The following is a 23,680-nucleotide window of genomic DNA, read 5'->3' on the forward strand; positions in this document are numbered from 1 at the left end:
AAAAACGTGGGTGTACTTGAGGGCTTCGAGGAGCTGTACGGGACCGCTCCCGAGGGCGTCTGGGCCGCGCCGGGCCGGGTCAACCTGATCGGCGAGTACACCGACTTCAACGAGGGCTTCGTGATGCCGCTCGCCCTGCCGCACACGGCGGTGGCGGCGGTGTCCCGCCGTACGGACGGCATCCTGCGCCTCCACTCGGCGGACATCGAGGGCCCGGTGGTGGAACTGCACGTGGACGAGCTCGCCCCGCGCACGAACACCAGCTGGGCCGCCTACCCGGCGGGCGTGGTCTGGGTGTTGCGCGAGGCGGGACACCAAGTGACCGGCGCGGACATCCACTTGTCCTCCACGGTCCCGACGGGCGCGGGCCTGTCCTCCTCGGCCGCCCTGGAGGTGGTCACGGCCCTGGCTCTGAACGACCTCTTCGAACTGGGCCTGTCCGGACCGGAGTTGGCCCGCTTCTCGCAGCGCGCGGAGAACGACTTCGTGGGCGTCCCCTGCGGCATCATGGACCAGACGGCCTCGGCCTGCGCCGAGGAGGGCCACGCGCTGCACCTCGACTGCCGCGACCTGACGATCCGTCAGATCCCCTTCGACCTGGCGTCGGAGGGCCTGTCGCTCCTGGTGGTCGACAGCCGGGTGAAGCACGCCCTCGGCGACGGTGAGTACGCGGAACGCCGCGAGGGCTGCGAGGAGGGCGCCCGCCAACTCGGCGCCTCCTTCCTGCGGGACGTGGCGTACGAGGACCTGGAGTCGTCGTTGGCCCGGCTGTCCGACGAACGGATCCGGCGCTACGTCCGCCACGTAGTCTCCGACGACCACCGGGTCGACCAGGTGATCTCACTTCTCGACGCGGGCGAGGTCCGGGCGATCGGCCCGGTCCTCACCGAGGGCCACGCATCCCTCCGCGACGATCTCCGCATCTCCTGCCCCGAGTTGGACCTGGTGGTCGACACGGCGGTCGGCGCGGGCGCGCTGGGTGCCCGTATGACGGGGGGCGGCTTCGGCGGCTCGGCGATCGTCCTCGTCGAGGCCACGGACGCGGACACGGTCACTAAGGCGGTCGAGGAGGCCTTCGCGGGGGCCGGCTACACCGCCCCTCGGGTGTTCTTGGCGGTGCCTTCGGCGGGGGCGCGGCGGGTGAGCTGATCCCGGACCGGTCGTCTCCCCGCCCTCTGGGAAAGCGTCGCCGCGAACCTGACACTCTCCTGATGACCCCTGACACACCCACGACCGAACCGGAGACAGCCTCGGCTGAAGATCTCCGGAAGCTGCTGTCCTCGGTTCGATACGTCCTCTGGGACCTCGACGGTCCGATCTGCGAGCTGTTCGCCGGGCACTCCGCGGCCAAGATAGCCAGCGAACTGGTCAGCTTGCTCGGGCCGGGCGAGCAGTTCAAGTTGCTGCCCATGGAGGAACGTTTAAGCAAGGACCCGCACGGCATGCTGGCCGCCATCAGCCGGCGGCGTCCGGAGGCTGACCTGATCGTGAAACTGGAGGAGTGGCTGACCGGGGAGGAACTGAAAGCCGTCGACTCCGCCCTTGAGACCCCCCACGCCGAGGACGTCATCCAGGCGTGGGCGGGTCAGGGCGTCCAGTTGGCCGTCAGTACCAACAACTCGGCCCGGGCGGCCACCGCTTACCTCGCCGCCAAGGGGCTCGACCGCTTCTTCCCACACGTCTACGGACGTACGCGTGACCTCCGCTTGATGAAGCCGCACCCGAACTCCCTGTCGCTGGCGCTCGACGCGATGTCCGCCGACCTGTCGGAGGCGCTGATGCTCGGTGACGCGCCGACGGACTACGAAGCGGCGCGGACCGCCGGCGTCCCCTTTCTGGGATATGCGTGCGACCCCCTCAAGGTTCAGGCATTCCGGAAGGCGGGTGTGGAGCCGTCGCGGATGGTGCGATCCCTGGAGGAGGTCTGGGACGTGCTCAGGTGAGCTGAGCATGAGCCATCAGCAGGCAGAGCAGCAGAAGCACCCACCACGCCCTGGGGAGTTCCTTCCTCTTCGCCTCTTTCGGAGGCTTCTCTTGCTCTGTTGCCTCGGGTGAGGCGAGCAGAAGAACGGAGACCAGGATCAGGAGCGCTGCACCAAGGGCTCCATACGATGTCCGGATCTGTTGCGCGACAACAGTCCGGACTATGAACCACGCAAAATCCCGGGCGATCATGCAGGACCCCCGTCCGATTCAGTGAAGTCGGCCAATTGGACCAAACTGGCTCACTGTTGGTATCCCCGGACTGCTTGATCCCGTAACCACCAGTTCAACTGGTCTGCCAACCTGACCGAAACTGGTTTTCCCCACCGCCCTTGCGCGGTACGGTCGTTGTGTGAGTGACGACGGACGCGACGAAGCGGGCGGAGCGGTCGGAGCGGTCGAGACGGTTCTGACGGAACTGCGTCGCCGCATCCTCGCCCAGGAGTACCCGGAGGGCAGCATGCTGCCGTCCCAGCGAGAACTGGCCACCTCGTTCGTCGTTTCCCGGGACACCGTGCAGCGCGCCCTGGGGGAACTGCGCGAGGAGGGCTGGATCAAGTCCCGCCAGGGCAGCGGTTCACGCGTCGTCATCAAGGTGCCCCAGACCACTTCCGCAGCGGACGACACCGCCCGGATACGAAGGGAAGGGATGAGCTGGTTCGTTGAGCGGGCCTTTGCGAGGGCAGAGGTGCGGCTCGACGTCTTCTGCCTGACGTCCGAATCGCTCGACGCCCATCTCCATATGCAGATGGGACGTATTCTGGCCAGTCCGGCCCTCGTGCCGGAAAAGATCAGACTGCGGATGCTGCTTCCGGACAGGGGGATGTCGCTGCCAGTCCCGCGCAACATCGATGCACGAGATGACAAGAGAGTCGTGGAGCGCCTGTTGGCGATTTCCGACCGCTGTCTGTCATCCCTGGAGAACACGCTCCAGAATCTCCGGGCGAATGGCCCGGTCAAGGAACTCGACTTCCAGGTCAGGCGTGTTCCCGTGGCACCGATGTTCAAGTTGTTCCTGCTCAATGAGACGGAGGCCTTCCAGACCATGTACGTACTGGCCCGGCGGCGCATCCCGCTGGGCGGGACGGAGTTGGTGGAGGCGGTCGACATCCTCAGCGTCGGCGCCACCGGCACCTACTTCGACACAGTCGATGACGTGGACGACGCACAGTCCGCGTGGGTGAAGGACCAGCAGGAATGGTTCGATTCGCTCTGGGAACATCTCGCCGAGTGACGCCCGGGCAGGCGCCCACCCCGCACCGCGGCATGTCTCCCATTGGCATCACGAGTGGCTGAAATGCACTCACGAAGACGCGCTTCACACTATGCTCCAGAGGCCTCCCAAGCGTCGAGCGGCCTGCGGAAGCATCCCCTGCTGCAGGTGTCTCCCAGGAGTGAAGTGTCCAACGCAGTCGATGCCGGCGACGAGTTCGTGCGACTGGCCCAGAAGACCGGCACTGCCAGCGGCGGCCACCACAATCACAACTATGTGCTGCCCCTCACCGAGGACATGGCCCGACTCTGCGGGGGCGAACCCGGTACCCGTGTGCTCGTGCGCGTTCCGCGGCCGGATGCTGTCCAGGTAGTGATCAGAACCTGGTCCGAGATGCGGCTGCTGCGCTCGCTCAGAGATGTGCTGCCTCACGTACCGCAGTGCCTGGCCAGCACAGCGACGGCGACTGTGCTCAGTTACGTGGAGGGCGATCCACTGTCCCGCGTGTGTGCGGACGGGGAACCCGTCGACCACTCGCATATTTCGGACATGGCCCACCTCCTGGCCCAGACAGCCACGGTACGCCGGGAAGTGCTGCCCGCGCTGCCCGGATGGTGGCCGCATGACGACGAGGACAGTCAGGGCTACCTGCGCACTCTGACGTGGTTGGCCGACCGTCGGATCCGTCAGCCCAACTGGTCGGTGTACGGGGGCCTGTTCACTGCGCTGGGCGTTCGGGAGAACGTGCTGGCCCAAATGGTCGCGAACGTGGCGGTCATGGCTCCCCGTCCCTATGGCCTACTGCACGGAGACCTGCACCGCGATAATGTTGTCCTCACGGCCCACGGCGATCCCCCCGTGATCGCCGTCGACTGGGAGCTCGCGACGTACGGCGACCCTCTCTACGACCTGGCCACCCACCTGGTCCGCATGCGCTACCCGGAGACCCAGCACAGAGCCGTGATCACCGCGTGGGCCGAAGCCATGGAGTCGACCGTGCCGGCCGCGGCCAAGGGCATGGACAGGGATCTGCCGCACTACCTCGCCTTCGAGCGGGCCCAGTCGGTCTTCCCCGATGTCATAAGAGCCGCGCGATCGCTGCGGCAGGGTCCGCAGCGGGAACGCACGCCGGCCGACCTCCTGCATGAGGCCGAGTCGGCCGTGTGGCACGCACTCCAAGCCGGCGCGGAGCCTCTTGGCCTGCGGCATCTTCCCAGCCAGGCCAAGGTGCGCGACATTCTTCACCGGTGGCGGACAGCAGGCCCTGAAGGACTGATGGCCGGCCCGGGGAACCATGTCCGCGACCACACCCATCCCGTAGAAGCCGGCCTCGCGCGCTGAGGACATTCCGCTCAGTCTCCTCGGATGCGAGCGTGCGGACGCATGTCGTGGAGGCCGTCATCATGTACGGCGGCGCTGCGCTTGCTGCCTTCCAGGAGGTAGCCGGACTTGGTGGCGACCCGGCATGAGGCGTGGTCGCGGCTGGAGTGGTCCATCTCCAGCCGGTGGAAGCGCCGACCACACACGTCAACCTCTGGAGTCTTCGGCTCACCCCAGCCTCTTCGTCAGCGTGTACTCCGTAACCCCCGGCGGATAGTCCGGGATCACGCACACCACCTCGTAGCCCTGCTTCTTGTAGAAGTCCGGGGCCTGGAAGTCCCACGTCTCCAGGCGGGCCGCCACGCAGGCGCGCTCGTCGCGGGCGATGCGTTCCGCCTCCGCGAGCAGCCGGGAGCCGAGTCCCGATCCCCGGTGGCGGCCGTCCACCCAGAGATAGGTCACGTGGAGCCAGTCCGCCCAGGTGTGGCAGACCGCTCCGCCCGCCAGGGTGCCCGTGGCGTCCAACGCCCAGACCTGAAGCGGAACTTCACGTTCGCGAGGGGTTCCGCGCAGTGCCCGCAGGGCCGGGGACGCGGCCGTGTTGGTTTCGAGCAGCCGGGCGCGGAGCAGATCGCGTCGCTCTCTGTCGACTTCCGTCTCAATACGAAACATGCGGCTCACCATAAACGTGCCGGACAATCAGTTCTGCAAATTAGCTTCCGCTGCTGCGCCCCGGCCGTACCCTGTGAACAGCACCGGTGGGGGCCGGTGCTGATCAGGGGGCGAGACAAGTCGGGTACGACGCCCGATGTGGGGGTAGCAGTTTCTGCACGGCGGCGGCCGTGCGGCTTCGGCCGCTCCTGGGCGTCGTACCCGCAATCATCGCTTCGTCTCCCGACGATGAGGTATCCCCTGCTCCACCAGGAGCCTGGGGAAGGGGGTTTCGTGGTTCGCATCCGAGTCCTGGTCGTCGACGACCATCGCATCTTCGCCGAATCGCTCGCCGCGGCACTGGCGGCCGAGCCCGATGTCGACGTGTCCGCGGCCGGCAGTGGTCCCGCCGCGCTGCGCAGCATGGAGCGCGCCAACGCCGAGGGCCGCAGATTCGACGTCCTGCTCGTGGACGCCGACCTGGGCGGCAATGTGCAGGGCATCCGGCCCGCCGTGCCCGTACAGGCGGGCAACGAGGACGGGCTGGTGGACGGGATCTCCCTGGTCGCCGGGGTCCGTGTCGCCCAGCCGGGCGTACGGATGGTCGTGCTGGCCGAGAAGGACGATCCGCGCCGGGCCGCGCTGGCCCTGCAGGCCGGTGCGTCCGGCTGGGTCGCCAAGGACTGCTCGCTGTCCAGGCTTTTAACCGTCATCCGAGGTGTCCTGCGCGACGAGACGCATCTGCCGCCGGCCCTGCTGACCGGGGTCCTGCGCGAGTTGACGGCCGCGCGCAAGCACCGCACCGAGAGCGAGCGCCTGGTGGAGTCCCTCACGCCGAGGGAGCGCGAGGTGCTGCGCTGCATGGTGGCCGGGCTCGGGCGGAAGGCGGTCGCCGAGCGGCTGTTCCTTTCCCCGCACACGGTCCGGACGCATATGCAAAACGTGCTCGGCAAGTTGGGCGTCCACTCGACGCTGGCCGCCGTGGCTCTCGCCCGGCGTGCGGGGGTGGGTCCCGTCGACCTAGCCGGGGATGTTGTCGAACGGGGCGGTCAACTGGCGTAGCAGTCCGGCCAGTTCGCCCCGCTGGGCGCGGGAGAGTTCCGCGAGGATCGCGCGCTCCTGCGCCAGCAGGCCGGCCAGGGCCTGGTCCGCGCGGTCCTGGCCCTCCTCGGTGAGCCGGACCAGCACGCCCCGGCGGTCGCTGGGGTCGGGAAGCCGCTCGACCAGGCCCTTCTGCGCCAGGCGGTCGATACGGTTCGTCATCGTGCCGGACGTGACCAGGGTCTGCGTCAACAGCTGGCCGGGGGAGAGCTGGTAGGGGCTGCCCGCGCGCCTGAGTGCCGTCAGCACGTCGAACTCCCAGGGTTCGAGGCTGTGCTCGGCGAAGGCCAGCCGGCGGGCCCGGTCCAGGTGCCGGGCCAGTCTGCTCACCCGGCTGAGCACCTCAAGTGGCTCCACGTCGAGGTCGGGGCGCTCCCGGCGCCACGCTGCGACAAGCCGATCGACCTCGTCCTCCATGACGATCAGTGTAATGGTTGTGTCGACATGAAGTCTCTTGATATCGACTAACTCGATTCCAAGTCTCTTGACATCAAGATAAGCGGGCGGGGAGAGTGAGAAGCATGACGACTTGGGACCCCGCCCAGTACCTGCGGCACGCCGGCCACCGCGCCCGCCCGTTCATCGACCTCCTCGCCCGCGTCACCGACGTCCCCGGCACCCCGCCCCGCATCGCCGACCTCGGCTGCGGCCCCGGCAACGTGACCGCCGTCCTCGCCGACCGCTGGCCCACCGCGCACATCACCGGCTACGACAACTCACCCGAGATGCTCGCGAAGACCGAGCCCTACGCCGGCCCCACGGCGGGCGGCGGCCGGCTCGACTTCGCCCACGCGGACGCGACGAGCTGGGTGCCGGCGGAGCCGTACGACCTGATCGTGTCGAACGCGGCGCTGCAGTGGGTGCCGGGGCATCTGGACCGCTTCGGCGACTGGGTGACCGCGCTGGCCCCCGGCGGCACCTTCGCCTTCCAGGTGCCGGACAACATCGACGCACCCCTGCACGTCCTGATGCGCGAACTGGCGGGCAGTGCCAGCTGGAAGGGGCGCCTGGGCGAGGTCCTGCGCCGGGAGGACTCGGTGCACGCGCCCGGCGTCTACCTCGACCGCCTGGCCCGCCTCGGCTGCTCGGCGGACGTCTGGCAGACGACGTACCAGCACATCCTGCCCGGCCCCGACCCCGTCCTCGACTGGGTCAAGGGCACCGGCCTGCGCCCCGTCCTGACGGCCCTGGCGGACGACCCGGAGGCGCGGGACGCCTTCGTGACGGAGTACCGCGACCTGCTCCGCGAGGCGTACCCGACGGCGGAGTACGGCACGGTCCTCCCCTTCCGGCGTCTGTTCGCGGTGGCCCGCAGGGAGGCGTGAGGGATGCTCACGGCCGTGGATCATGTGCAGTTGGCGGCCCCGGCGGGGTCGGAGGACGCGCTGCGGGCGTACTACGTCGACACCCTCGGGATGGTCGAGATCCCCAAGCCGCCTGTGCTGGCGGCGCGGGGCGGGTGCTGGTTCGGGGCGGGGGCGGTCCAGCTTCACCTGGGGATCGAGGCCGACTTCCGCCCGGCGAAGAAGGCCCACCCCGGACTCCGGGTCACCGACATCGAGGCGTACGCGGCCCGGCTGAAGTCCCTTGGAGCGTCCGTCACTTGGGACGAGGACCTGCCTGGGTACCGGCGCTTCTACTCCGAGGATCCGGTGGGGAACCGGCTGGAGTTCCTGGAGGCGGTGGTCACGGTGTCCGGCCCAGGTGGGTAACGAGGATGTGGATCATGGGGTTGGGCGGCCAGGACGTCTACGGCTTCGTAGGCGGCGGGCATCCTCGGCGGGGTTGGCCTTGAGGAATCGCCGGGCCCAGGTGATGGCGCGCGGTTCTCAGGTTGTCCCGCAGGTCACTTACCGCAGCCCTAGAATCCGGCGGACCTCGTCGTGGGGGATCCCCGGTTCGAGAGTCCCCTCGGCCTTGCGCCGCTGGTAGTCCGCGACGGCCAGGGAGTCTTCGAGATCCTCTATGGCCTGCGGGGAGACGAGGAGCGCGACCACGTTTCCACCGTCGGTCAGGGCGATGGGCTCCCGGTTGCGGGCGACGCGGTGAACAAGGTCGTCGAACTGGGCGGCGGCCTCACCGACCGGGATCTTCGTCATGCCCCTACGGTTCCACAGAGCCGAGCTCACGAGCACTTGATTCAGCTCTTCCGGTGCCCTATCAACCGCGGCTTCGCCTCCAGCCCGTCCAGCCCGTGCCACGCCAGGTTCACCAGATGCGCCGCCACCTCCGCCTTCTTCGGGCGGCGGACGTCCAGCCACCACTGGCCGGTCAGGGCGACCATGCCGACCAGGGCCTGGGCGTAGAGGGGGGCGAGCTTCGCGTCGAAGCCGCGGCTCTTGAACTCGCGGCCCAGGATGTCCTCGACCTGCGTCGCGATGTCCGAGATGAGGGACGCGAAGGAGCCCGTCGACTGGGGGATGGGGGAGTCGCGGACCAGGATGCGGAAGCCGTCCGTGTACTCCTCGATGTAGTCGAGGAGGGCGAAGGCCGCCTGTTCGCAGAGTTCGCGGGGGTGGCCGGCCGTCAGAGAGCTGGTCACCATGTCCAGGAGGCGGCGCATCTCGCGGTCCACGACCACCGCGTACAGGCCCTCCTTGCCGCCGAAGTGCTCGTAGACCACCGGCTTGGAGACTCCGGCCTTCGCCGCGATCTCCTCCACCGACGTGGCCTCGAAACCCTTCGCCGCGAAGAGCGTGCGACCGACTTCCAGCAGCTGGGCCCGGCGTTCTGCTCCCGTCATCCGGGTGCGGCGCGCGCGTCGGGGCTTCTCGTTGCTCGGGGTGCTGCTGGGATCGGTCGCCACGGCGTCAATCATGCCGCCTCCGCCGACTCCTTCCGGGGCTGAGAGCCTTCCGTACCGGAGATACGGCGCGAATCGATACGCGAGCGTGACGGCCAGCGCACGTCGTAGGCCCAGCCGAGCTGCTCGCACCAGCGGATGATCCGCGCCGAGGAGTCGAGCTGGCCGCGCTCCACACCGTGCCGCGCGGACGTCGGGTCGGCATGGTGCAGGTTGTGCCAGGACTCGCCGCAGGACAGGATCGCCAGCCACCACACGTTGCCCGAGCGGTCACGGGACTTGAAGGGGCGCTTGCCGACCGCGTGGCAGATCGAGTTGATCGACCAGGTGACGTGGTGCAGCAGCGCGACCCGGACGAGCGAGCCCCAGAAGAAGCCGGTGAACGCGCCCCACCAGGACATCGTGGCCAGTCCGCCGATCAGCGCCGGCAGCGCGAGCGACAGCATCGTCCAGTAGATGAAGTGGCGGGAGATCGTCCGGATCGCCTTGTCCCTGATCAGATCCGGCGCGTACTTGTCCTGCGGGGTGCGCTCCTCGTCGAACATCCAGGCGATGTGCGCCCACCACAGGCCCTTGATCAGGGCCGGCACGGTCTCGCCGTAGCGCCACGGCGAATGCGGGTCGCCCTCGGCGTCGGAGAACTTGTGGTGCTTGCGGTGGTCGGCCACCCAGCGCACCAGCGGGCCCTCGACCGCCATCGACCCGGCGATCGCGATGGCGATCCGCAGCGGGCGCTTCGCCTTGAAGGAGCCGTGCGTGAAGTAACGGTGGTAGCCGATCGTCACGCCGTGGCAGCCGAGGTAGTAGAAGAACACCAGCAGGCCGAGGTCCAGCCAGCTCACCCCGCCCCAGCTCCACGCCAGCGGCACCGCCGCGAGCAGTGCCAGGAACGGGACGGTGATGAAGAGGAGGAGCGTGAGTTGTTCCAGCGACCCCTTTTTCTCGCCGCCCAGTGTGGCGGCGGGCAGCGGAGTGCCGTCGTCGTTCGCCCGCGGGGCGTCGTCGATCACATCGGAGCTCGTGGTCATGGGCGTCCCCTGTGGGGTTCGGAGGTGGAGGCGGAGCGTCGGACGGCGGAAGCCGGGCAGCAACAGTTCAGCATGGACTTCCCTACGGTTCCGTAACCTACGGCAACGTAAGTATGGCAGCGCGCCGACCGGTGGACGAAGCCCGTGAGACCGCGCGTCAGAGTGGACACCTATCCTTGGTGTCGGTCGGACAGCGCGGTCCGCTCTGTTTTCTTCCCGGATGTCCGTCCTGTATGCGGCAGCCGCCGCGGGACCGTCGTCCGGGTTCCCTCCAGACGAGCTTCAAACACTGCAAGGAGCCGCACCTGTGAGCAGTGCCGACGACCAGGCCACCACGACCAACAATGAGCTGCGCGCCGACATCCGGCGACTGGGCGACCTGCTCGGCGAGACCCTCGTCCGCCAGGAGGGCCCCGAACTGCTCGAACTGGTCGAGAAGGTCCGCCGCCTCACCCGGGAGGACGGCGAGGCCGCCGCCGAGCTGCTGCGCGGCACCGAGCTGGAGACCGCCGCCAAGCTGGTCCGCGCCTTCTCCACCTACTTCCACCTGGCCAACGTCACCGAGCAGGTGCACCGCGGCCGTGAGCTGCGCGCCCGCCGTGCCGCCGAGGGCGGACTCCTCGCCCGTACAGCCGACCGCCTCAAGGACGCCGACCCCGACCACCTGCGCGAGACGGTCAAGAACCTGAACGTCCGCCCGGTCTTCACCGCGCACCCCACCGAGGCAGCGCGCCGGTCCGTCCTCAACAAGCTCCGGCGCATCGCCACGCTCCTGGAGACCCCGGTCATCGAGTCCGACCGCCGCCGCCACGACACCCGGCTGGCCGAGAACATCGACCTGGTCTGGCAGACCGACGAGCTCCGGGTCGTACGCCCGGAGCCGGCCGACGAAGCCCGTAACGCCATCTACTACCTCGACGAGCTGCACGCCGGCGCCGTAGGGGATGTCCTGGAGGACCTCACCGCCGAGCTGGAGCGCGTCGGCGTCAAGCTGCCCGACGACACCCGCCCGCTGACCTTCGGCACCTGGATCGGCGGCGACCGCGACGGCAACCCGAACGTCACGCCCCAGGTCACCTGGGACGTCCTGATCCTCCAGCACGAGCACGGCATCAACGACGCCCTGGAGACGATCGACGAGCTGCGCGGCTTCCTCTCCAACTCCATCCGCTACACGGGCGCGACGGACGAGCTGCTGGAGTCCCTCCAGGCCGACCTGGAGCTGCTGCCCGAGATCAGCCCCCGCTACAAGCGGCTCAACGCCGAGGAGCCCTACCGGCTCAAGGCCACCTGCATCCGGCAGAAGCTGGAGAACACCAAGAGCCGCCTCGCCAAGGGCACCCCGCACCAGGCAGGCCGCGACTACCTCGGCACCGCCGAGCTGCTGCACGACCTCACCCTGATCCAGACCTCGCTGCGCGCCCACCGCGGCGGCCTCTTCGCCGACGGCCGCATGGACCGTACGATCCGCACGCTCGGCGCGTTCGGCCTCCAGCTCGCCACCATGGACGTACGCGAGCACGCGGACGCCCACCACCACGCGCTGGGCCAGCTCTTCGACCGGCTCGGCGAGGAGTCCTGGCGCTACTCCGACATGCCCCGCGAGTACCGCGCCAAGCTGCTCGCCAAGGAGCTGCGGTCCAGGCGGCCGTTGGCCCCGACGCCCGCGCCCGTCGACGCGGCCGGTGAGAAGACCCTCGGCGTGTTCGAGACCGTCAAGAAGGCCCTCGCGGTCTTCGGGCCCGAGGTCATCGAGTCGTACATCATCTCGATGTGCCAGGGCGCCGACGACGTGTTCGCCGCCGCAGTCCTCGCCCGCGAGGCCGGGCTGATCGACCTGCACGCCGGGTGGGCCAAGGTCGGCATCGTGCCGCTCCTGGAGACCACGGACGAGCTGAAGGCCGCCGACACGATCCTTGAGGACATGCTCTCCGACCCGTCCTACCGGCGGCTCGTGGCGCTGCGCGGGGATGTGCAGGAGGTCATGCTCGGGTACTCCGACTCCTCCAAGTTCGGTGGTATTACGACGAGTCAGTGGGAGATCCACCGGGCGCAGCGGCGCCTGCGTGACGTGGCCCACCGGTACGGGGTGCGGCTGAGGCTGTTCCACGGTCGCGGCGGAACCGTCGGCCGCGGTGGCGGCCCGTCCCACGACGCGATCCTCGCCCAGCCCTGGGGCACCCTGGAGGGCGAGATCAAGGTGACCGAGCAGGGCGAGGTCATCTCCGACAAGTACCTGGTGCCGTCGCTGGCCCGGGAGAACCTGGAACTGACGGTCGCCGCCACCCTCCAGGCCTCCGCCCTGCACACCTCACCCCGTCAGTCCGACGAGGCTCTCGCCCGCTGGGACGCGGCCATGGACGTGGTCAGCGACGCCGCCCACGCCGCCTACCGCAGGCTGGTCGAGGACCCGGACCTTCCGACGTACTTCCTCGCCTCCACCCCGGTGGACCAGCTCGCCGATCTGCACCTGGGCTCGCGGCCCTCCCGCCGCCCCGGCTCGGGCGTCTCGCTCGACGGACTGCGCGCGATCCCGTGGGTGTTCGGCTGGACCCAGTCCCGGCAGATCGTGCCCGGCTGGTACGGCGTGGGTTCAGGGTTGAAGGCGCTGCGCGAAGCCGGTCTCGACACCGTGCTCGACGAGATGCACGAACAGTGGCACTTCTTCCGCAACTTCATCTCCAACGTCGAGATGACCCTCGCCAAGACGGACCTGCGGATCGCCCAGCACTACGTCGACACCCTCGTCCCGGACGAGCTGAAGCACGTCTTCGACACGATCAGGGCCGAGCACGACCTGACCGTCGCAGAGGTGCTCCGCGTCACCGGTGAGGCCGAACTCCTCGACGCCACCCCGGTGTTGAAGCAGACCTTCACCATCCGCGACGCCTACCTCGACCCGATCTCCTACCTCCAGGTCACCCTCCTCAAGCGCCAGCGCGACGAGGCGGCAGCGGGTGCGGAACCCGACCCGCTGCTGAGCCGCGCCCTGCTCCTCACCGTCAACGGTGTGGCGGCGGGCCTGCGCAACACCGGCTGAGCAAGACGAAAGAGGGTGCCCCCGAGCTGTCGTAGAAGCTCGGGGGCACCCTCATGTCCTGCGAACGTTCAGAGTGCTACGAACGCTGCCGTCAGCAAGGCGATCCCTGTCCCCGCCAGCACCCACGCCGCCCGGGTCAGCCGCAGGCCGCCCGCGACCACCACCGAGGCCAGCAGGAGGGCGCCGCCGAGGGGGACCCAGGCGTAGAGGATGCCGGCGGGGCCCGAGCGCATCACCTCGTCGGTGCCGGGGTTCACGACCACCGCGTACGTCTTGCCCTTCTTCACCGCGACCGTGTGCTCGATGACGACCTCGGCGCGGGCCCTGGACCCCTCGGAGACCGGTGTGTACGGCCCGGTGCAGGTGTCGTCGGCGCACGCGGTGACCTGGATCGTGCCGCTCTCGCGGCCCTTGGTCAGCATCACGTTGTGCGCGGTGGGCCAGGAACCCCAGACTCCGGCGATCAGGATCAGCACGGTGACCGTGCCCATCGCCGCGAGCCGTCCGAAGTTCAGTGCGGCGAAGGCGCCGGGGGAGGCGGAAGCGGCGGGAGACATGGCGGGGATCATTGGCCATACCCGCACGCGCGGTCAACTCCCGCCGGCGACAAGCCGGATGAGCCGGACAAGCCGGGCAGGCCGGACGGCTCAGGAGTTGTACGCGCTCTGCGCCCGCTCCAGGCCCTCGCTCACCAGACACTCCACCGAGTCCGTCGCCCGGTCCACCAGGAAGTCCAGTTCCTTGCGCTCCGTCGACGAGAAGTCCTTCAGCACGAAGTCCGCCACCTGCATACGGCCCGGCGGGCGCCCGATCCCGAACCGCACCCGGTGGTAGTCCGGGCCCATCGCCTTCGTCATCGACTTCAGTCCGTTGTGGCCGTTGTCGCCGCCGCCGAGCTTGAGGCGGAGGGTGCCGTAGTCGATGTCCAGCTCGTCGTGCACGGCGACGATGTTCGCGAGCGGCACCTTGTAGAAGTCGCGCAGCGCGTTGACCGGGCCGCCCGACAGGTTCATGTACGACGTCGGCTTCACCAGCACGACCCGGCGGCTCGCCGGACCCGGTGCGCCGATCCGGCCCTCCAGGACCTGCGCCTGTGCCTTGCCGGCCCGCTTGAACTTGCCGCCGATCCGCTCCGCGAGCAGGTCGGCCACCATGAAGCCCACGTTGTGCCGGTTGTTGGCGTACTCGGGGCCGGGATTGCCGAGGCCGACGATCAGCCAGGGAGCATTGGCGTCGGTCGTCATGTCCATCTCTCCTTCTCTCCTTCGATACGCGCCAGCCGCTGCTCCCGGCGGGAACAGCGGCTGACAGCAGTGGTGAAGGTGAGGATCAGGCCTCGGTGCCCTCGGCCTCGGCGTCGGCTGACGCCTCCTCCGCCTGCGCGGCCAGGACCTGGAGGACGACTGCCTCCTCGTCGATGGCCAGCGTGGTGCCCTTGGGCAGCGGGATGTCCTTGGCGGCGATGGAGGCACCGGCCTCCAGGCCCGCGATGGACACGGTGACCGACTCGGGGATGTGCGTGGCCTCGGCCTCGACGGTGATCGTGCTCAGCACGTGCTCCAGCAGGAAGGAGCCCGGGGCCAGCTCGCCCTCGGTGTGGACGTAGACCTCGACGGTGACCTTCTCGCCGCTCTTCACGGTGAGCAGGTCGACGTGCTCAAGGAAGCCCTTGATGGCGTCACGCTGGACGGCCTTCGGGATCGCGAGCTGGGTCTTGCCCTCGATGTCCAGGGTCAGCAGGACGTTCGGGGTACGCAGGGCGAGCTGCAGCTCGTGGCCCGGCAGCGTGACGTGCAGCGGGTCCACACCGTGGCCGTAGACCACGGCTGGAACCTTCTTGTCACGGCGGATACGGCGGGCGGCACCCTTGCCGAACTCGGTGCGGGTCTCGGCGGTGAGCTTGACGTCGGCCATGGTCACTCCTCGTAGAACAGTTGGGGAAGGTGGTCACCCGGCCGAACATCGGCCTGCTACGAAGAGCGCGTCGATAACGGACCGCCGTACGAACTTCTTGCGAAGCGGTACGGCCTCCCTCGCCGAGCAACTTGGGCAGCTTACTCGGCGGGAAGGCCGTAACTGAAATCGATCTTCTAGAAGCGCCGGTTCATCAGCGCCCCTGAAGGGGCGCGGGGAACTGCGCGACCGGCCACGACGGCGCCGCAGACAATCGACTGCACATCGCGGCCCTTCCCGCGGAGCGCCTAGTGCTCGTCGAAGAGGCTCGTCACCGAACCGTCCTCGAAGACTTCACGGACCGCGCTGGCGATGGTCGGGGCGATCGACAGGACCGTGATCTTGTCGAGGTCGGCGCCCACCTCGCCCGGCGTGGGGAGAGTGTCGGTGAGGACGAACTCGCTGACGCGGGAGTTCTTGAGGCGGTCGGCCGCGGGGCCGGAGAGCACACCGTGCGTGGCCGTCACGATGACGTCCTCCGCACCGTGCGCGAACAGCGCGTCCGCCGCGGCGCAGATCGTGCCGCCGGTGTCGATCATGTCGTCGACCAGGACGCAGACGCGGCCCTTGACCTCGCCGACGACCTCGTGGACGGTCACCTGGTTCGCCACGTCCTTGTCGCGCCGCTTGTGCACGATGGCGAGGGGCGCGCCGAGGCGGTCGCACCAGCGGTCGGCGACGCGCACGCGGCCGGCGTCCGGGGAGACGACGGTCAGCTTGCTGCGGTCGACCTTGGAGCCCACGTAGTCCGCGAGGAGCGGGAGGGCGAAGAGGTGGTCCACGGGTCCGTCGAAGAAGCCCTGGATCTGGTCGGTGTGCAGGTCGACGGTGAGGATGCGGTGGGCGCCCGCCGTCTTCATCAGGTCCGCGATGAGGCGGGCCGAGATCGGCTCACGGCCGCGGTGCTTCTTGTCCTGCCGGGCGTAGCCGTAGAACGGCACGATGACGGTGATGGAGCGGGCCGACGCGCGCTTGAGCGCGTCGATCATGATGAGCTGCTCCATGACCCACTGGTTGATGGGAGCCGTGTGGCTCTGGATCACGAAACAGTCCGCGCCGCGCACCGACTCCTCGAAGCGGACGTAGATCTCGCCGTTCGCGAAGTCGAAGGCCTTGGTCGGGACGACCCCGACACCCAGCTGCTGGGCGACCTCCTTGGCAAGCTCGGGGTGGGCGCGGCCGGAGAAGAACATCATCTTCTTCTCGCCGGTCGTCTTGATCCCGGTCACAGCACTGTCTCCTCAGAGGTCATTCAACTGGGTGTGCGTTTATCACGGTACGCCGTCCTGAACGCACCCGTTTCCGGTCAGTCTTCGTTCTCGTCCTGGCGGGAAGCGGTTTCCGCGGCCTTCGCCGCCGCGCTTCCCGGACGCTTGCGGGCCACCCAGCCCTCGATATTCCGCTGCTGGCCACGGGCCACGGCCAGCGAACCGGGCGGTACGTCCTTCGTGATCACGGAGCCGGCGGCGGTGTAGGCGCCGTCCCCGACCGTGACAGGTGCCACAAACATATTGTCCGACCCTGTCCGGCAGTGCGACCCGACGGTGGTGTGATGTTTGGCCTGTCCGTCGTAGTTCACGAAGACGCTGGCGGCACCGATGTTGCTGTACTCGCCGATCGTCGCGTCCCCGACATAGGAGAGATGCGGGATCTTCGTGCCCTCCCCGATCGTCGCGTTCTTCGTCTCGACGTACGTCCCGATCTTGCCCTTCGCGCCCAGCCGGGTGCCCGGGCGGAGATAGGCGTACGGCCCGACGGACGCCCCCGGGCCGATGTGCGAGCTGTAGGCGACGGTGTTGTCGACCCGGGCGCCGGCCTCGACGACGGTGTCCGTCAGGCGGCTGTTGGGGCCGACCTCGGCACCCTCGCCGATGTGTGTGGCGCCGTGCAGCTGGGTGCCCGGCTGGACGATCGCGTCCTGGCCGAAGGTGACATTGACGTCGATCCAGGTCGTCGCCGGGTCGATGACGGTGACCCCGCCGAGCATGGCCTCGGTCAGCAGCCGGTCGTTGAGGATGCGGCGCGCCTCGGAGAGCTGCACACGGTTGTTGATGCCGGCGATCTCGCGGTGGTCGCCCGCGACGGAGGCGCCGACCCGGTGCCCGGCCTCGCGCAGGATGCCGAGGACGTCGGTGAGGTACTCCTCGCCCTGGCTGTTGTCCGTCCGCACCTTGCCGAGGGCGTCGGCGAGCAACTGCCCGTCGAACGCGAAGACTCCGGAGTTGATCTCCCGGATCGCCCGCTGCGACTCGGAGGCGTCCTTGTGCTCGACAATCGCGGTCACCGCACCGGAGGCGCCGTCGCGCACGATCCGGCCGTAGCCCGTGGAGTCCGGCACCTCGGCGCTGAGCACGGTCACGGCGTTGCCGTCGGCGGTGTGGTTGGCGGTGAGTTCGCGCAGGGTCGCACCACGGAGGAGGGGGGTGTCACTGCAGACGACGACAACGGTCCCGTCGACGCTTCCGAGCTCCTCCAGCGCCATCCGTACGGCGTGACCCGTGCCGTTCTGCTCGGCCTGGACCGCGGTCCGCACACCGGGGTCGGTCTCGCCGAGGTGGGCGGTCACCTTCTCGCGGGCGTGGCCCACGACGACGACCAGGTTCTCCGGCTCCAACTCGCGGGCGGCGGCCAGCACATGACCGACCAGGGTGCGGCCACAGATCTCGTGCAGGACCTTGGGTGTGGCCGACTTCATACGGGTGCCCTCACCCGCTGCGAGTACGACGACGGCTGCCGGGCGAATGGCGCTCACGGGTATGCCCTTCGGCTTCGGAATGCTGGGGGGTGGACATTCGCAGGATACCGGGGCGTTTCATGGGGGACATGAGAGTGGGCCCTGACAGTGCTGTCAGGGCCCGAAGAGGGTTGCTGGGAGAGGGGGTTGCTCCGTTGTTGCTCAGTTTTTGCTCCCCCGCCAGGACTCGAACCCGGACAAATGGCACCAAAAGCCACGGTGCTGCCAATTACACCACGGGGGATCAAACTCGTGAGAACCGGACATTTAGCCTGGTCGCCGAGTGGGCACAGAACACTATGCCGTACGTGATGCCCTCCGTGCGACGGGACTTGTCCCGGGTGATCGGTTTCGTCATTGTTCGATTACGCGCAGTGGTGTAGGCAAGTCGTCGAAACTCGACGGAAAAGCGAGCCCCGGCGCCCGTAGGCTGGAGGCATGACCACGACGGGGGAAGAGCACGCCACGGGCCGGGGAGGGCCGTGGTGGTGGACCAGGTGGCGTAGTGCGGTACTCGACGTGGGGCTTGCCGTCGGCTCCGCGGCGGAGTGCGGGGCGGAGGGGATCCGGTTCGCGCACGACGCGGGGGTTCCGGCGGCTGTGGGCGTCGTCTTCGGGGTGCTGGCCGGATCTACGTTGGTCGTGCGGCGGAAGTGGCCGATCGCTGTTGTTCTGGTGTCCATTGCCATTACTCCGGCCCAGATGGGCTACCTGATGGGCATCGTGGGCCTCTACACCCTGGCCGCGTCCGAGCTGCCGCGCCGGATCATCGGGTCGCTGGCCGGGATGTCGTTCCTCGGCATGCTGATCGTCATGTTCGTGCGGGTACGGCAGGACACACAGCGCGGGACCTGGGAACTCGGGGACTGGTTCGTGCCGTTCGCCTCGATCACCATCGCGGTCGGGATGACCGCGCCGCCCGTGCTGCTCGGCATGTACGTCGGGGCCCGGCGGCGCCTGATGGAGAGCCTCCGGGAGCGGGCCGACAGCCTGGAGCGGGAGTTGCAGCTCCTCGCGGAGCGGGCCGAGGAGCGGGCCGAGTGGGCGCGGGGTGAGGAGCGGACCCGGATCGCGCGGGAGATGCACGACGTCGTGGCGCACCGGGTGAGCCTGATGGTGGTGCACGCGGCTGCCTTGCAGGCGGTCGCGCGGAAGGATCCGGAGAAGGCCGTCAAGAACGCGGCCCTTGTGGGGGACATGGGGCGGCAGGCGCTCACCGAGTTGCGGGAGATGCTCGGGGTGCTGCGGAGCGGGGACGGGGCGGGGGCCGGTGTGCGGGAGCGGGCCGCCGTGCCGTTGGTCGCGGTGGGGGTGGCCGCCGCCGCGGCGGCCTCGCGGGCCGTGGACGACGAGGGTGGGGCCGACGGGCCGTGTCTGTCGGACGTGGACGAGCTGCTCGGGCAGTCCGCGGCGGCCGGGATGGCTGTGGACCTGTCGGTGGAGGGGGAGACCCGGTCGTACGCGGCGGAGATCGAGCAGACCGCGTACCGGGTTGTCCAGGAGGCGTTGACGAACGTCCACAAGCACGCGGCCGGCGCGAAGACGCACGTACGGCTCGCGCACCGGGTGTCGGAGATCGCTATGCAGGTCGAGAACGAACCGCCTCCCGAGCTCGCGTCCGCTTCGGCGGCGCGGCTGCCGTCCGGGGGGAACGGGCTGGTGGGGATGCGGGAGCGGGTGCTCGCGTTGGGCGGGGTGTTCGTTTCGGGGCCGACGGATGCGGGTGGGTTTCGGGTTTCGGCGGTTATTCCGGCGGTTTGAGGGTGGGGCTTTCGCCGGGCTGTCGTTGTGGGTCGGTGCCGCGTCGGGGGGTGTCCGTCCTCGGAACGGCGCGGAATCGGTCTCTCAAGAACGGGGGCGCGTTGACGCGCCAACCGCTGCGGGCGGACACCCCCCGACACGACACCTTCTCGCCGTACGCGGCTGGCGGCCGTCCCAGGGTATTCACCGGTTGCCTGCCTGCCTGCCTGCCTGCCTGCCGCTCGGCTCAGCCCGCCGTGAGCCGTACCGGCTCTATGCCCGCGACTAGGGCGGTCAGGGCCTGGTCGATGTCGGGGCCCAGGTACCAGTCGCCGGTGTGGTCGAGGGCGTAGACGCGGCCCTCGGCGTCGATGGCCAGCAGGGACTGGGTGTCGGGTTCCTCGCCGAGGGGGCTGACGTCGGTGTCGAGGGCGCGGCCGAGGTCGCCGAGGGTACGGGCCATGTGGAGGCCGTGCAGCGGGTCCAGGTGGAGTGCGGCGGGGGCGATCTGGCGGCCGGGGCCGGTGGGTGCGATGCGCAGGCCGCCGAACTCGGCCCAGGCCTCGACCGCCGCCGGGAACACGGCGTGCTGGTGGCCGGCGGGCGAGGTGTGTTCGCGCAGGGTGTCCGCCCAGATCTCGGCCTGTTTTATGTCCCAGCGGCCGGGCTGCCAGCCGGCGGCGCGCAGGGCGGCGTCCACAGGTACGGAGAAGCGCGTGGAGGAGTGGCGGTCGGCGTGCATCTGCCCTTCGATCGTCGGCGTCAGGGACGGTGGTGCGGTGGTGCGGTGGTGATGAGGGACGGTGGTCCGGTGGTCCGGTGGTGCGGTGGTGCGGTGGTGCCAGGTGTGGCGGGGGTGGGTGTCAGCTGTTCTCCGTCGCGGGGTCCACGACTCGGACGCCGAAGTGGGCGCTGAGGGCTGCGCAGGCCCGGCAGGGGGCGGCGAAGCTGCCGTGCAGGGGGTCGCCGTCCTCGCGGATGCGGCGGGCGGTGAGCTTGGCCAGCTTGAGGGTCTTGCGGGCCTCGCCGTTGGTCATCGGCTTGCGCGCGGCGCGCCTGCTGCGCTCGGCGTCGGCGGCGGCGATGTGGCGGGAGATCAAGATCGCCTCGGCGCAGCGGCCGGTGAAACGGTCGCGCTGGGCGCTGGTGAGGGTGTCGAGGAAGTCCTGTACCAGTGGGTGCAGGGCGGGCGGCTGGTCGCCTCGCGCGGCGGTGCCGGTGAGGGTGGTGGCGCCGCGTACGGAGAGGGCGGCGGCGACGGTCGGAAGTATGCCGTCGCGGCGGTGGTTGAGGGTCGGCGCGTGCCGTCCCTCGGTGGCGCTCCAGCCGACCCTGGGGTCGCCTGACGGCCCGGTGTGCGCCCCGGTGTGCGGTCCCGTCTGCGTCGCGTTCATGATCGTCATCCCCTCCCGAGCATCCCCCGGCGGGTCTCAGAGTGCCAAATGCCGTGGCTGGTGCGGAAGCTGGGGCGGTGCGACACGCCAGGGCTTCGGCGGGCTGTCACGGCGGGGTGACGGCAGGTCACGGAAGTGAAGGTCCGGTGGCGGGCGCCGAGGACCGCTGCCGGTGACCGGTGCCGCCGTACCGCATAGGCTGTCCGCACCGCGATCCACGCGGTCGAACGCGTGGAGACAGTCGAACGAAGACGTCAAGAAGACGAGACAGTCGATACGGGGCACAGTGGGGCGAGTTGGACATTCGCCTGCTGTGAATCGTACTGAATGCCGCAGGGGGCAACCGCCATGACGACAGGTCGGCTCGGGCAACAAGCCGCGCCACCGAACGCGGCCTACGCCGGGCAGGTCGTGCACTTCCCGGACCCGGTCCGGGCGGCCCGTCACCCCAGAGGGGTGCGGATGGACGAGCACGGCTACCCCGACTTCTCGCCGTACGCGCGCGCGGCGGCGGAGATCGCCGAGCCCCCGGAGGGCTTCGGGGTCGACGAACTGCGCCTGACGGACTACGTGTCGGCGAACGCGGCACTGGCGGCGGCCCGGCACGAACTGTGGGACACGGTGCCCGCGGTGGCCACCCCGCACGGCTGGACCTGGCACCACGTGGTCGGCACCCGGCGCCTCGAACTCGTCCCCGTCGAGGTCAAGGCGCTGCTGCGGCACCACGGCGGGATCGCCACGGCGGCCGTCGACCACAACAAGCGCGGCACCCGCCCGCTCCAGGAGACCCGCCCCGCGCACTTCGGCCTGCCGAAGTCGTCGCTCGCGGTGACCGAGGCACAGGTGCAGGGCGTCGAGGAGGACCTCGGCTACCGACTCCCGGGCGCCTACCGGTCGTTCCTCAAGGCGGCCGGCGGCAGCGCGCCCATCGGCACCGCGCTGGACGCCGAGTTGGGACTCCTGATCGACCAGCCGTTCTTCACGGTCCGCGACGAGGCGGCCGTCAACGATCTCGTCTACGTCAACAAATGCCTGCGCGACCACCTCACCAAGGACTACCTGGCCGTCGGCTTCGTCCAGGGCGGACTGCTCGCGGTGAAGGTGAAGGGCCAGGCGCTCGGTTCGGTGTGGTTCTGCGCCTACGACGACGCCCGCGACCTCGACCCGTCCTGGGCGCCGGCCGCCCGGGTGGAGCGGCTGCTGCTGTCCGTCGGGGGCGACTTCGACCAGTTCCTGGGCCGACTCGCGGGAAATCCACCGGAGTTGGAGACGGTGGCGAACCTGATGGTGGACGGCGGGTTCGCGCGATCGGTACCGGTGCCCTCGACGGCCGCGGTGGGGGAGTGAGCTGAACAATGGTGACCTTCGCACAGGCGCAGGAGCGCGCCGAGGAATGGATCAACGGGGACGTGCCCTCGTACCAGCACCGCGAGGTGCGGGTGCGGGAGTTCGAACTCGGCTTCGTGGCCTGGGCCGAGGACCGCGCCGACGGCCCGCGGTCGGACGGCGGCGGGCAGCGGCTGGTACTCGCCCGCGACAGCGGCGAGGCCACCCTGTGGCCCGCGCTGCCGGTGGGTGAGGTGATCCGCCGCTACGAGGAGGAGTACGGCCGCCCCGAGGAGGTCGCCGACGCGGTACCGGCGGCTCCCGCGCGGGTGGACCTCAACCAGACGTCGTTCCTGCTGAGTCCGCCGGAGTGGTTGCAGGAGGCGGCCGACAAGCTTGGGATGCAGGAGCCGCGGGGGGCGGGGGCGGGAACTCCGGGTGCGGGGGCGGGTGTTGGGGGTTCGGGCCCGGCCTCGGCTGCGCCTTCTCCTGCGCCGTCAGGGCCGTCGTCGGGTTCGCGTTCGCTTCCGGAGACGCAGGCCGGGGTGCCGGCCGCTTCGGCCTGGCCGGATGCCGGTGGGGGCGCCGAGGTGCCGGGTGCGCCTGGTGTGCCGGCCGGGGCTACGCCGTGGGCCGGGACCGACACCAACGCGGATGTCGGCGAGGACCGTTCGGTACCGCTGCCCGCGACCGTGTTCGCACCTCCGTTGAATGAGCGTGACGACGAGACCCCGGCCGACGCCGAGACCGCGTTGATGTCCGGCGGCAGCCAACTCCCGCCCACTGCAGTTGCGCGGGCGCTGGACGACGCCAACGCCCGTGGGGGAGTGGGGAGTTCACGGGGGCAGGGTGGTGGACCCGGCGCCGGTGGCGCTGGTGGCCTTGGTGGTACGCCCGGTGCGCCGCAGGGCAGCACACCGGCGCCGTACGGCTATCCGCACGGCCAGGGTTCCGAGGCGCAGGGTGTGTCGCCGGGTGGGCCCGGTCCGCAGGGGGCGTCCGCTCCGCCGTCGTACGGGTATCCCCAGGGGCCGGGTGCTCCGGGTGCTCCGGGTGCTCCGGGTGGTCCGGGTGGTCCCGGTACGCCGCCTTCCGGTGGTCCGCAGGGTGGGCCTGCGGTGGGTCCGTCTGCCTACGGGTATCCGCAGGGTCCGGGTGGGCCGGGTGGGCCTGGTGCGTCGCCTTCCGGTGCTCCGCAGGGTGGACCCGGGGCGGACCCGTCTGCTTACGGGTATCCCCAGGGGCCGGACGGTGCCGCCAACGTGCCGCACGCTCCTGGGAGTCCCGGTGCGCCGGGGCGGGTGCTCGCGCCCAACGCCGGGGACGTCGCCGATGCGGCCACCAGCAAGGCAGCGCCTCCGCCGCGCCGGGCGAGGAGCGGTGGTTCGAACCCG

At 69.7% G+C, this 23,680-nt stretch carries 22 protein-coding genes, 1 tRNA gene and 2 pseudogenes; 11 read left to right on the forward strand and 14 right to left on the reverse strand.

Annotation, left to right across the window (positions count from 1 at the left end):
• The first annotated feature begins 6 nt into the window (after nt 1-6).
• The 4 genes from galK (at nt 7) to R6V09_RS03035 (ending at nt 4,537) form a co-directional block, all read left to right on the forward strand.
• A complete protein-coding gene (gene galK, locus R6V09_RS03020; protein WP_317879760.1) occupies nt 7-1,149 on the forward strand; it encodes a galactokinase in 1,143 nt (380 codons plus the stop codon).
• 62 nt (nt 1,150-1,211) lie between these two features.
• Nucleotides 1,212-1,943, forward strand: a complete 732-nt coding sequence (locus R6V09_RS03025) for an HAD family hydrolase (RefSeq protein ID WP_317879761.1) — start codon at nt 1,212-1,214, stop codon at nt 1,941-1,943.
• Between the two features lie 392 nt (nt 1,944-2,335).
• Complete coding sequence (locus R6V09_RS03030) at nt 2,336-3,217, forward strand: GntR family transcriptional regulator (RefSeq protein WP_317879762.1); 882 nt, start codon at nt 2,336-2,338, stop codon at nt 3,215-3,217.
• A 165-nt stretch (nt 3,218-3,382) separates the two neighbouring features.
• Nucleotides 3,383-4,537: a phosphotransferase family protein gene (locus R6V09_RS03035; protein WP_317879763.1), complete on the forward strand. Its 1,155-nt coding sequence runs from the start codon at nt 3,383-3,385 to the stop codon at nt 4,535-4,537.
• A gap of 11 nt (nt 4,538-4,548) precedes the next feature.
• Here the strand turns inward: R6V09_RS03035 and R6V09_RS03040 are convergent.
• Together R6V09_RS03040 and R6V09_RS03045 are read right to left on the reverse strand one after the other, a co-directional pair.
• A pseudogene (locus R6V09_RS03040) lies at nt 4,549-4,707 on the reverse strand (GNAT family N-acetyltransferase); the annotation flags it as partial.
• 37 nt (nt 4,708-4,744) lie between these two features.
• Entirely contained in the window at nt 4,745-5,200 is a 456-nt protein-coding gene (locus R6V09_RS03045) for a GNAT family N-acetyltransferase (RefSeq protein WP_317879764.1), read from the reverse strand.
• Nucleotides 5,201-5,461: 261 nt separating this feature from the next.
• Here R6V09_RS03045 and R6V09_RS03050 point away from each other — a divergent pair, with 261 nt between their 5' ends.
• On the forward strand, nt 5,462-6,229 hold the full coding sequence (locus R6V09_RS03050; RefSeq protein WP_317879765.1) for a response regulator transcription factor: 768 nt from the start codon (nt 5,462-5,464) through the stop codon (nt 6,227-6,229).
• Here R6V09_RS03050 and R6V09_RS03055 read toward each other — a convergent pair.
• Nucleotides 6,188-6,685 (reverse strand): MarR family winged helix-turn-helix transcriptional regulator, encoded by a 498-nt coding sequence (locus tag R6V09_RS03055; RefSeq protein ID WP_019064646.1) that lies wholly within the window; start codon nt 6,683-6,685, stop codon nt 6,188-6,190. The genes R6V09_RS03050 and R6V09_RS03055 overlap by 42 nt on opposite strands.
• Before the next feature lie 104 nt (nt 6,686-6,789).
• Here R6V09_RS03055 and R6V09_RS03060 point away from each other — a divergent pair, with 104 nt between their 5' ends.
• Nucleotides 6,790-7,593, forward strand: coding sequence for a trans-aconitate 2-methyltransferase (locus tag R6V09_RS03060; protein ID WP_317879766.1), 804 nt, complete (start codon nt 6,790-6,792; stop codon nt 7,591-7,593).
• A 3-nt stretch (nt 7,594-7,596) separates the two neighbouring features.
• Complete coding sequence (locus tag R6V09_RS03065; protein WP_317879767.1) at nt 7,597-7,980, forward strand: VOC family protein; 384 nt, start codon at nt 7,597-7,599, stop codon at nt 7,978-7,980.
• A gap of 138 nt (nt 7,981-8,118) precedes the next feature.
• On the opposite strand, the gene R6V09_RS03070 is transcribed toward R6V09_RS03065, so the two are convergent.
• The 3 genes from R6V09_RS03070 to R6V09_RS03080 are packed head-to-tail and all read right to left on the reverse strand — an operon-like array spanning nt 8,119 to nt 10,099.
• Nucleotides 8,119-8,367 (reverse strand): type II toxin-antitoxin system Phd/YefM family antitoxin, encoded by a 249-nt coding sequence (locus R6V09_RS03070; RefSeq protein WP_317879768.1) that lies wholly within the window; start codon nt 8,365-8,367, stop codon nt 8,119-8,121.
• Between the two features lie 41 nt (nt 8,368-8,408).
• Complete coding sequence (locus R6V09_RS03075; RefSeq protein ID WP_019066628.1) at nt 8,409-9,086, reverse strand: TetR/AcrR family transcriptional regulator; 678 nt, start codon at nt 9,084-9,086, stop codon at nt 8,409-8,411.
• A complete protein-coding gene (locus R6V09_RS03080) occupies nt 9,083-10,099 on the reverse strand; it encodes an acyl-CoA desaturase (protein ID WP_317879769.1) in 1,017 nt (338 codons plus the stop codon). Before R6V09_RS03080 ends, R6V09_RS03075 begins: the two co-directional genes overlap by 4 nt.
• A gap of 307 nt (nt 10,100-10,406) precedes the next feature.
• Between R6V09_RS03080 and ppc the strand changes: the two genes are divergently transcribed.
• Nucleotides 10,407-13,139, forward strand: coding sequence for a phosphoenolpyruvate carboxylase (gene ppc, locus R6V09_RS03085; RefSeq protein WP_317879770.1), 2,733 nt, complete (start codon nt 10,407-10,409; stop codon nt 13,137-13,139).
• Between the two features lie 68 nt (nt 13,140-13,207).
• Here the strand turns inward: ppc and R6V09_RS03090 are convergent, their stop codons facing one another.
• The 6 genes from R6V09_RS03090 to R6V09_RS03115 all read right to left on the reverse strand — a co-directional run bounded on the left by R6V09_RS03090 (nt 13,208) and on the right by R6V09_RS03115 (nt 18,070).
• Nucleotides 13,208-13,708 carry a hypothetical protein gene (locus R6V09_RS03090; RefSeq protein ID WP_317879778.1) on the reverse strand — a complete coding sequence of 167 codons (501 nt, stop codon included), beginning with the start codon at nt 13,706-13,708 and terminating at the stop codon, nt 13,208-13,210.
• A 78-nt stretch (nt 13,709-13,786) separates the two neighbouring features.
• The gene (pth, locus tag R6V09_RS03095; RefSeq protein WP_317879771.1) at nt 13,787-14,389 is read right to left on the reverse strand and encodes an aminoacyl-tRNA hydrolase; all 603 of its coding nucleotides are present in this window, start codon (nt 14,387-14,389) and stop codon (nt 13,787-13,789) included.
• A gap of 79 nt (nt 14,390-14,468) precedes the next feature.
• Nucleotides 14,469-15,053: a 50S ribosomal protein L25/general stress protein Ctc gene (locus tag R6V09_RS03100; protein ID WP_317879772.1), complete on the reverse strand. Its 585-nt coding sequence runs from the start codon at nt 15,051-15,053 to the stop codon at nt 14,469-14,471.
• 287 nt (nt 15,054-15,340) lie between these two features.
• Nucleotides 15,341-16,321 (reverse strand): ribose-phosphate diphosphokinase, encoded by a 981-nt coding sequence (locus R6V09_RS03105; RefSeq protein WP_019064636.1) that lies wholly within the window; start codon nt 16,319-16,321, stop codon nt 15,341-15,343.
• Nucleotides 16,322-16,398: 77 nt separating this feature from the next.
• Nucleotides 16,399-17,844 (reverse strand): bifunctional UDP-N-acetylglucosamine diphosphorylase/glucosamine-1-phosphate N-acetyltransferase GlmU, encoded by a 1,446-nt coding sequence (glmU, locus tag R6V09_RS03110; protein ID WP_317879773.1) that lies wholly within the window; start codon nt 17,842-17,844, stop codon nt 16,399-16,401.
• A gap of 154 nt (nt 17,845-17,998) precedes the next feature.
• Nucleotides 17,999-18,070 (reverse strand) — tRNA-Gln (locus R6V09_RS03115).
• A gap of 194 nt (nt 18,071-18,264) precedes the next feature.
• Here R6V09_RS03115 and R6V09_RS03120 point away from each other — a divergent pair.
• Complete coding sequence (locus R6V09_RS03120) at nt 18,265-19,587, forward strand: sensor histidine kinase (protein ID WP_317879774.1); 1,323 nt, start codon at nt 18,265-18,267, stop codon at nt 19,585-19,587.
• A gap of 226 nt (nt 19,588-19,813) precedes the next feature.
• Here R6V09_RS03120 and R6V09_RS03125 read toward each other — a convergent pair whose 3' ends face one another.
• The gene (locus tag R6V09_RS03125) at nt 19,814-20,308 is read right to left on the reverse strand and encodes an SUKH-3 domain-containing protein (protein ID WP_317879775.1); all 495 of its coding nucleotides are present in this window, start codon (nt 20,306-20,308) and stop codon (nt 19,814-19,816) included.
• Nucleotides 20,309-20,429: 121 nt separating this feature from the next.
• Nucleotides 20,430-20,969: a YwqJ-related putative deaminase gene (locus tag R6V09_RS03130; RefSeq protein WP_317879776.1), complete on the reverse strand. Its 540-nt coding sequence runs from the start codon at nt 20,967-20,969 to the stop codon at nt 20,430-20,432.
• A gap of 339 nt (nt 20,970-21,308) precedes the next feature.
• On the opposite strand from R6V09_RS03130, the gene R6V09_RS03135 reads away from it, so the two are divergent.
• Nucleotides 21,309-22,307, forward strand: a complete 999-nt coding sequence (locus tag R6V09_RS03135; RefSeq protein ID WP_317879777.1) for an SMI1/KNR4 family protein — start codon at nt 21,309-21,311, stop codon at nt 22,305-22,307.
• An 8-nt stretch (nt 22,308-22,315) separates the two neighbouring features.
• Nucleotides 22,316-23,680: pseudogene (locus R6V09_RS03140) on the forward strand (SUKH-4 family immunity protein); the annotation flags it as partial.

This window comes from Streptomyces sp. W16, assembly GCF_033194735.1.
GTDB lineage: Bacteria > Actinomycetota > Actinomycetes > Streptomycetales > Streptomycetaceae > Streptomyces.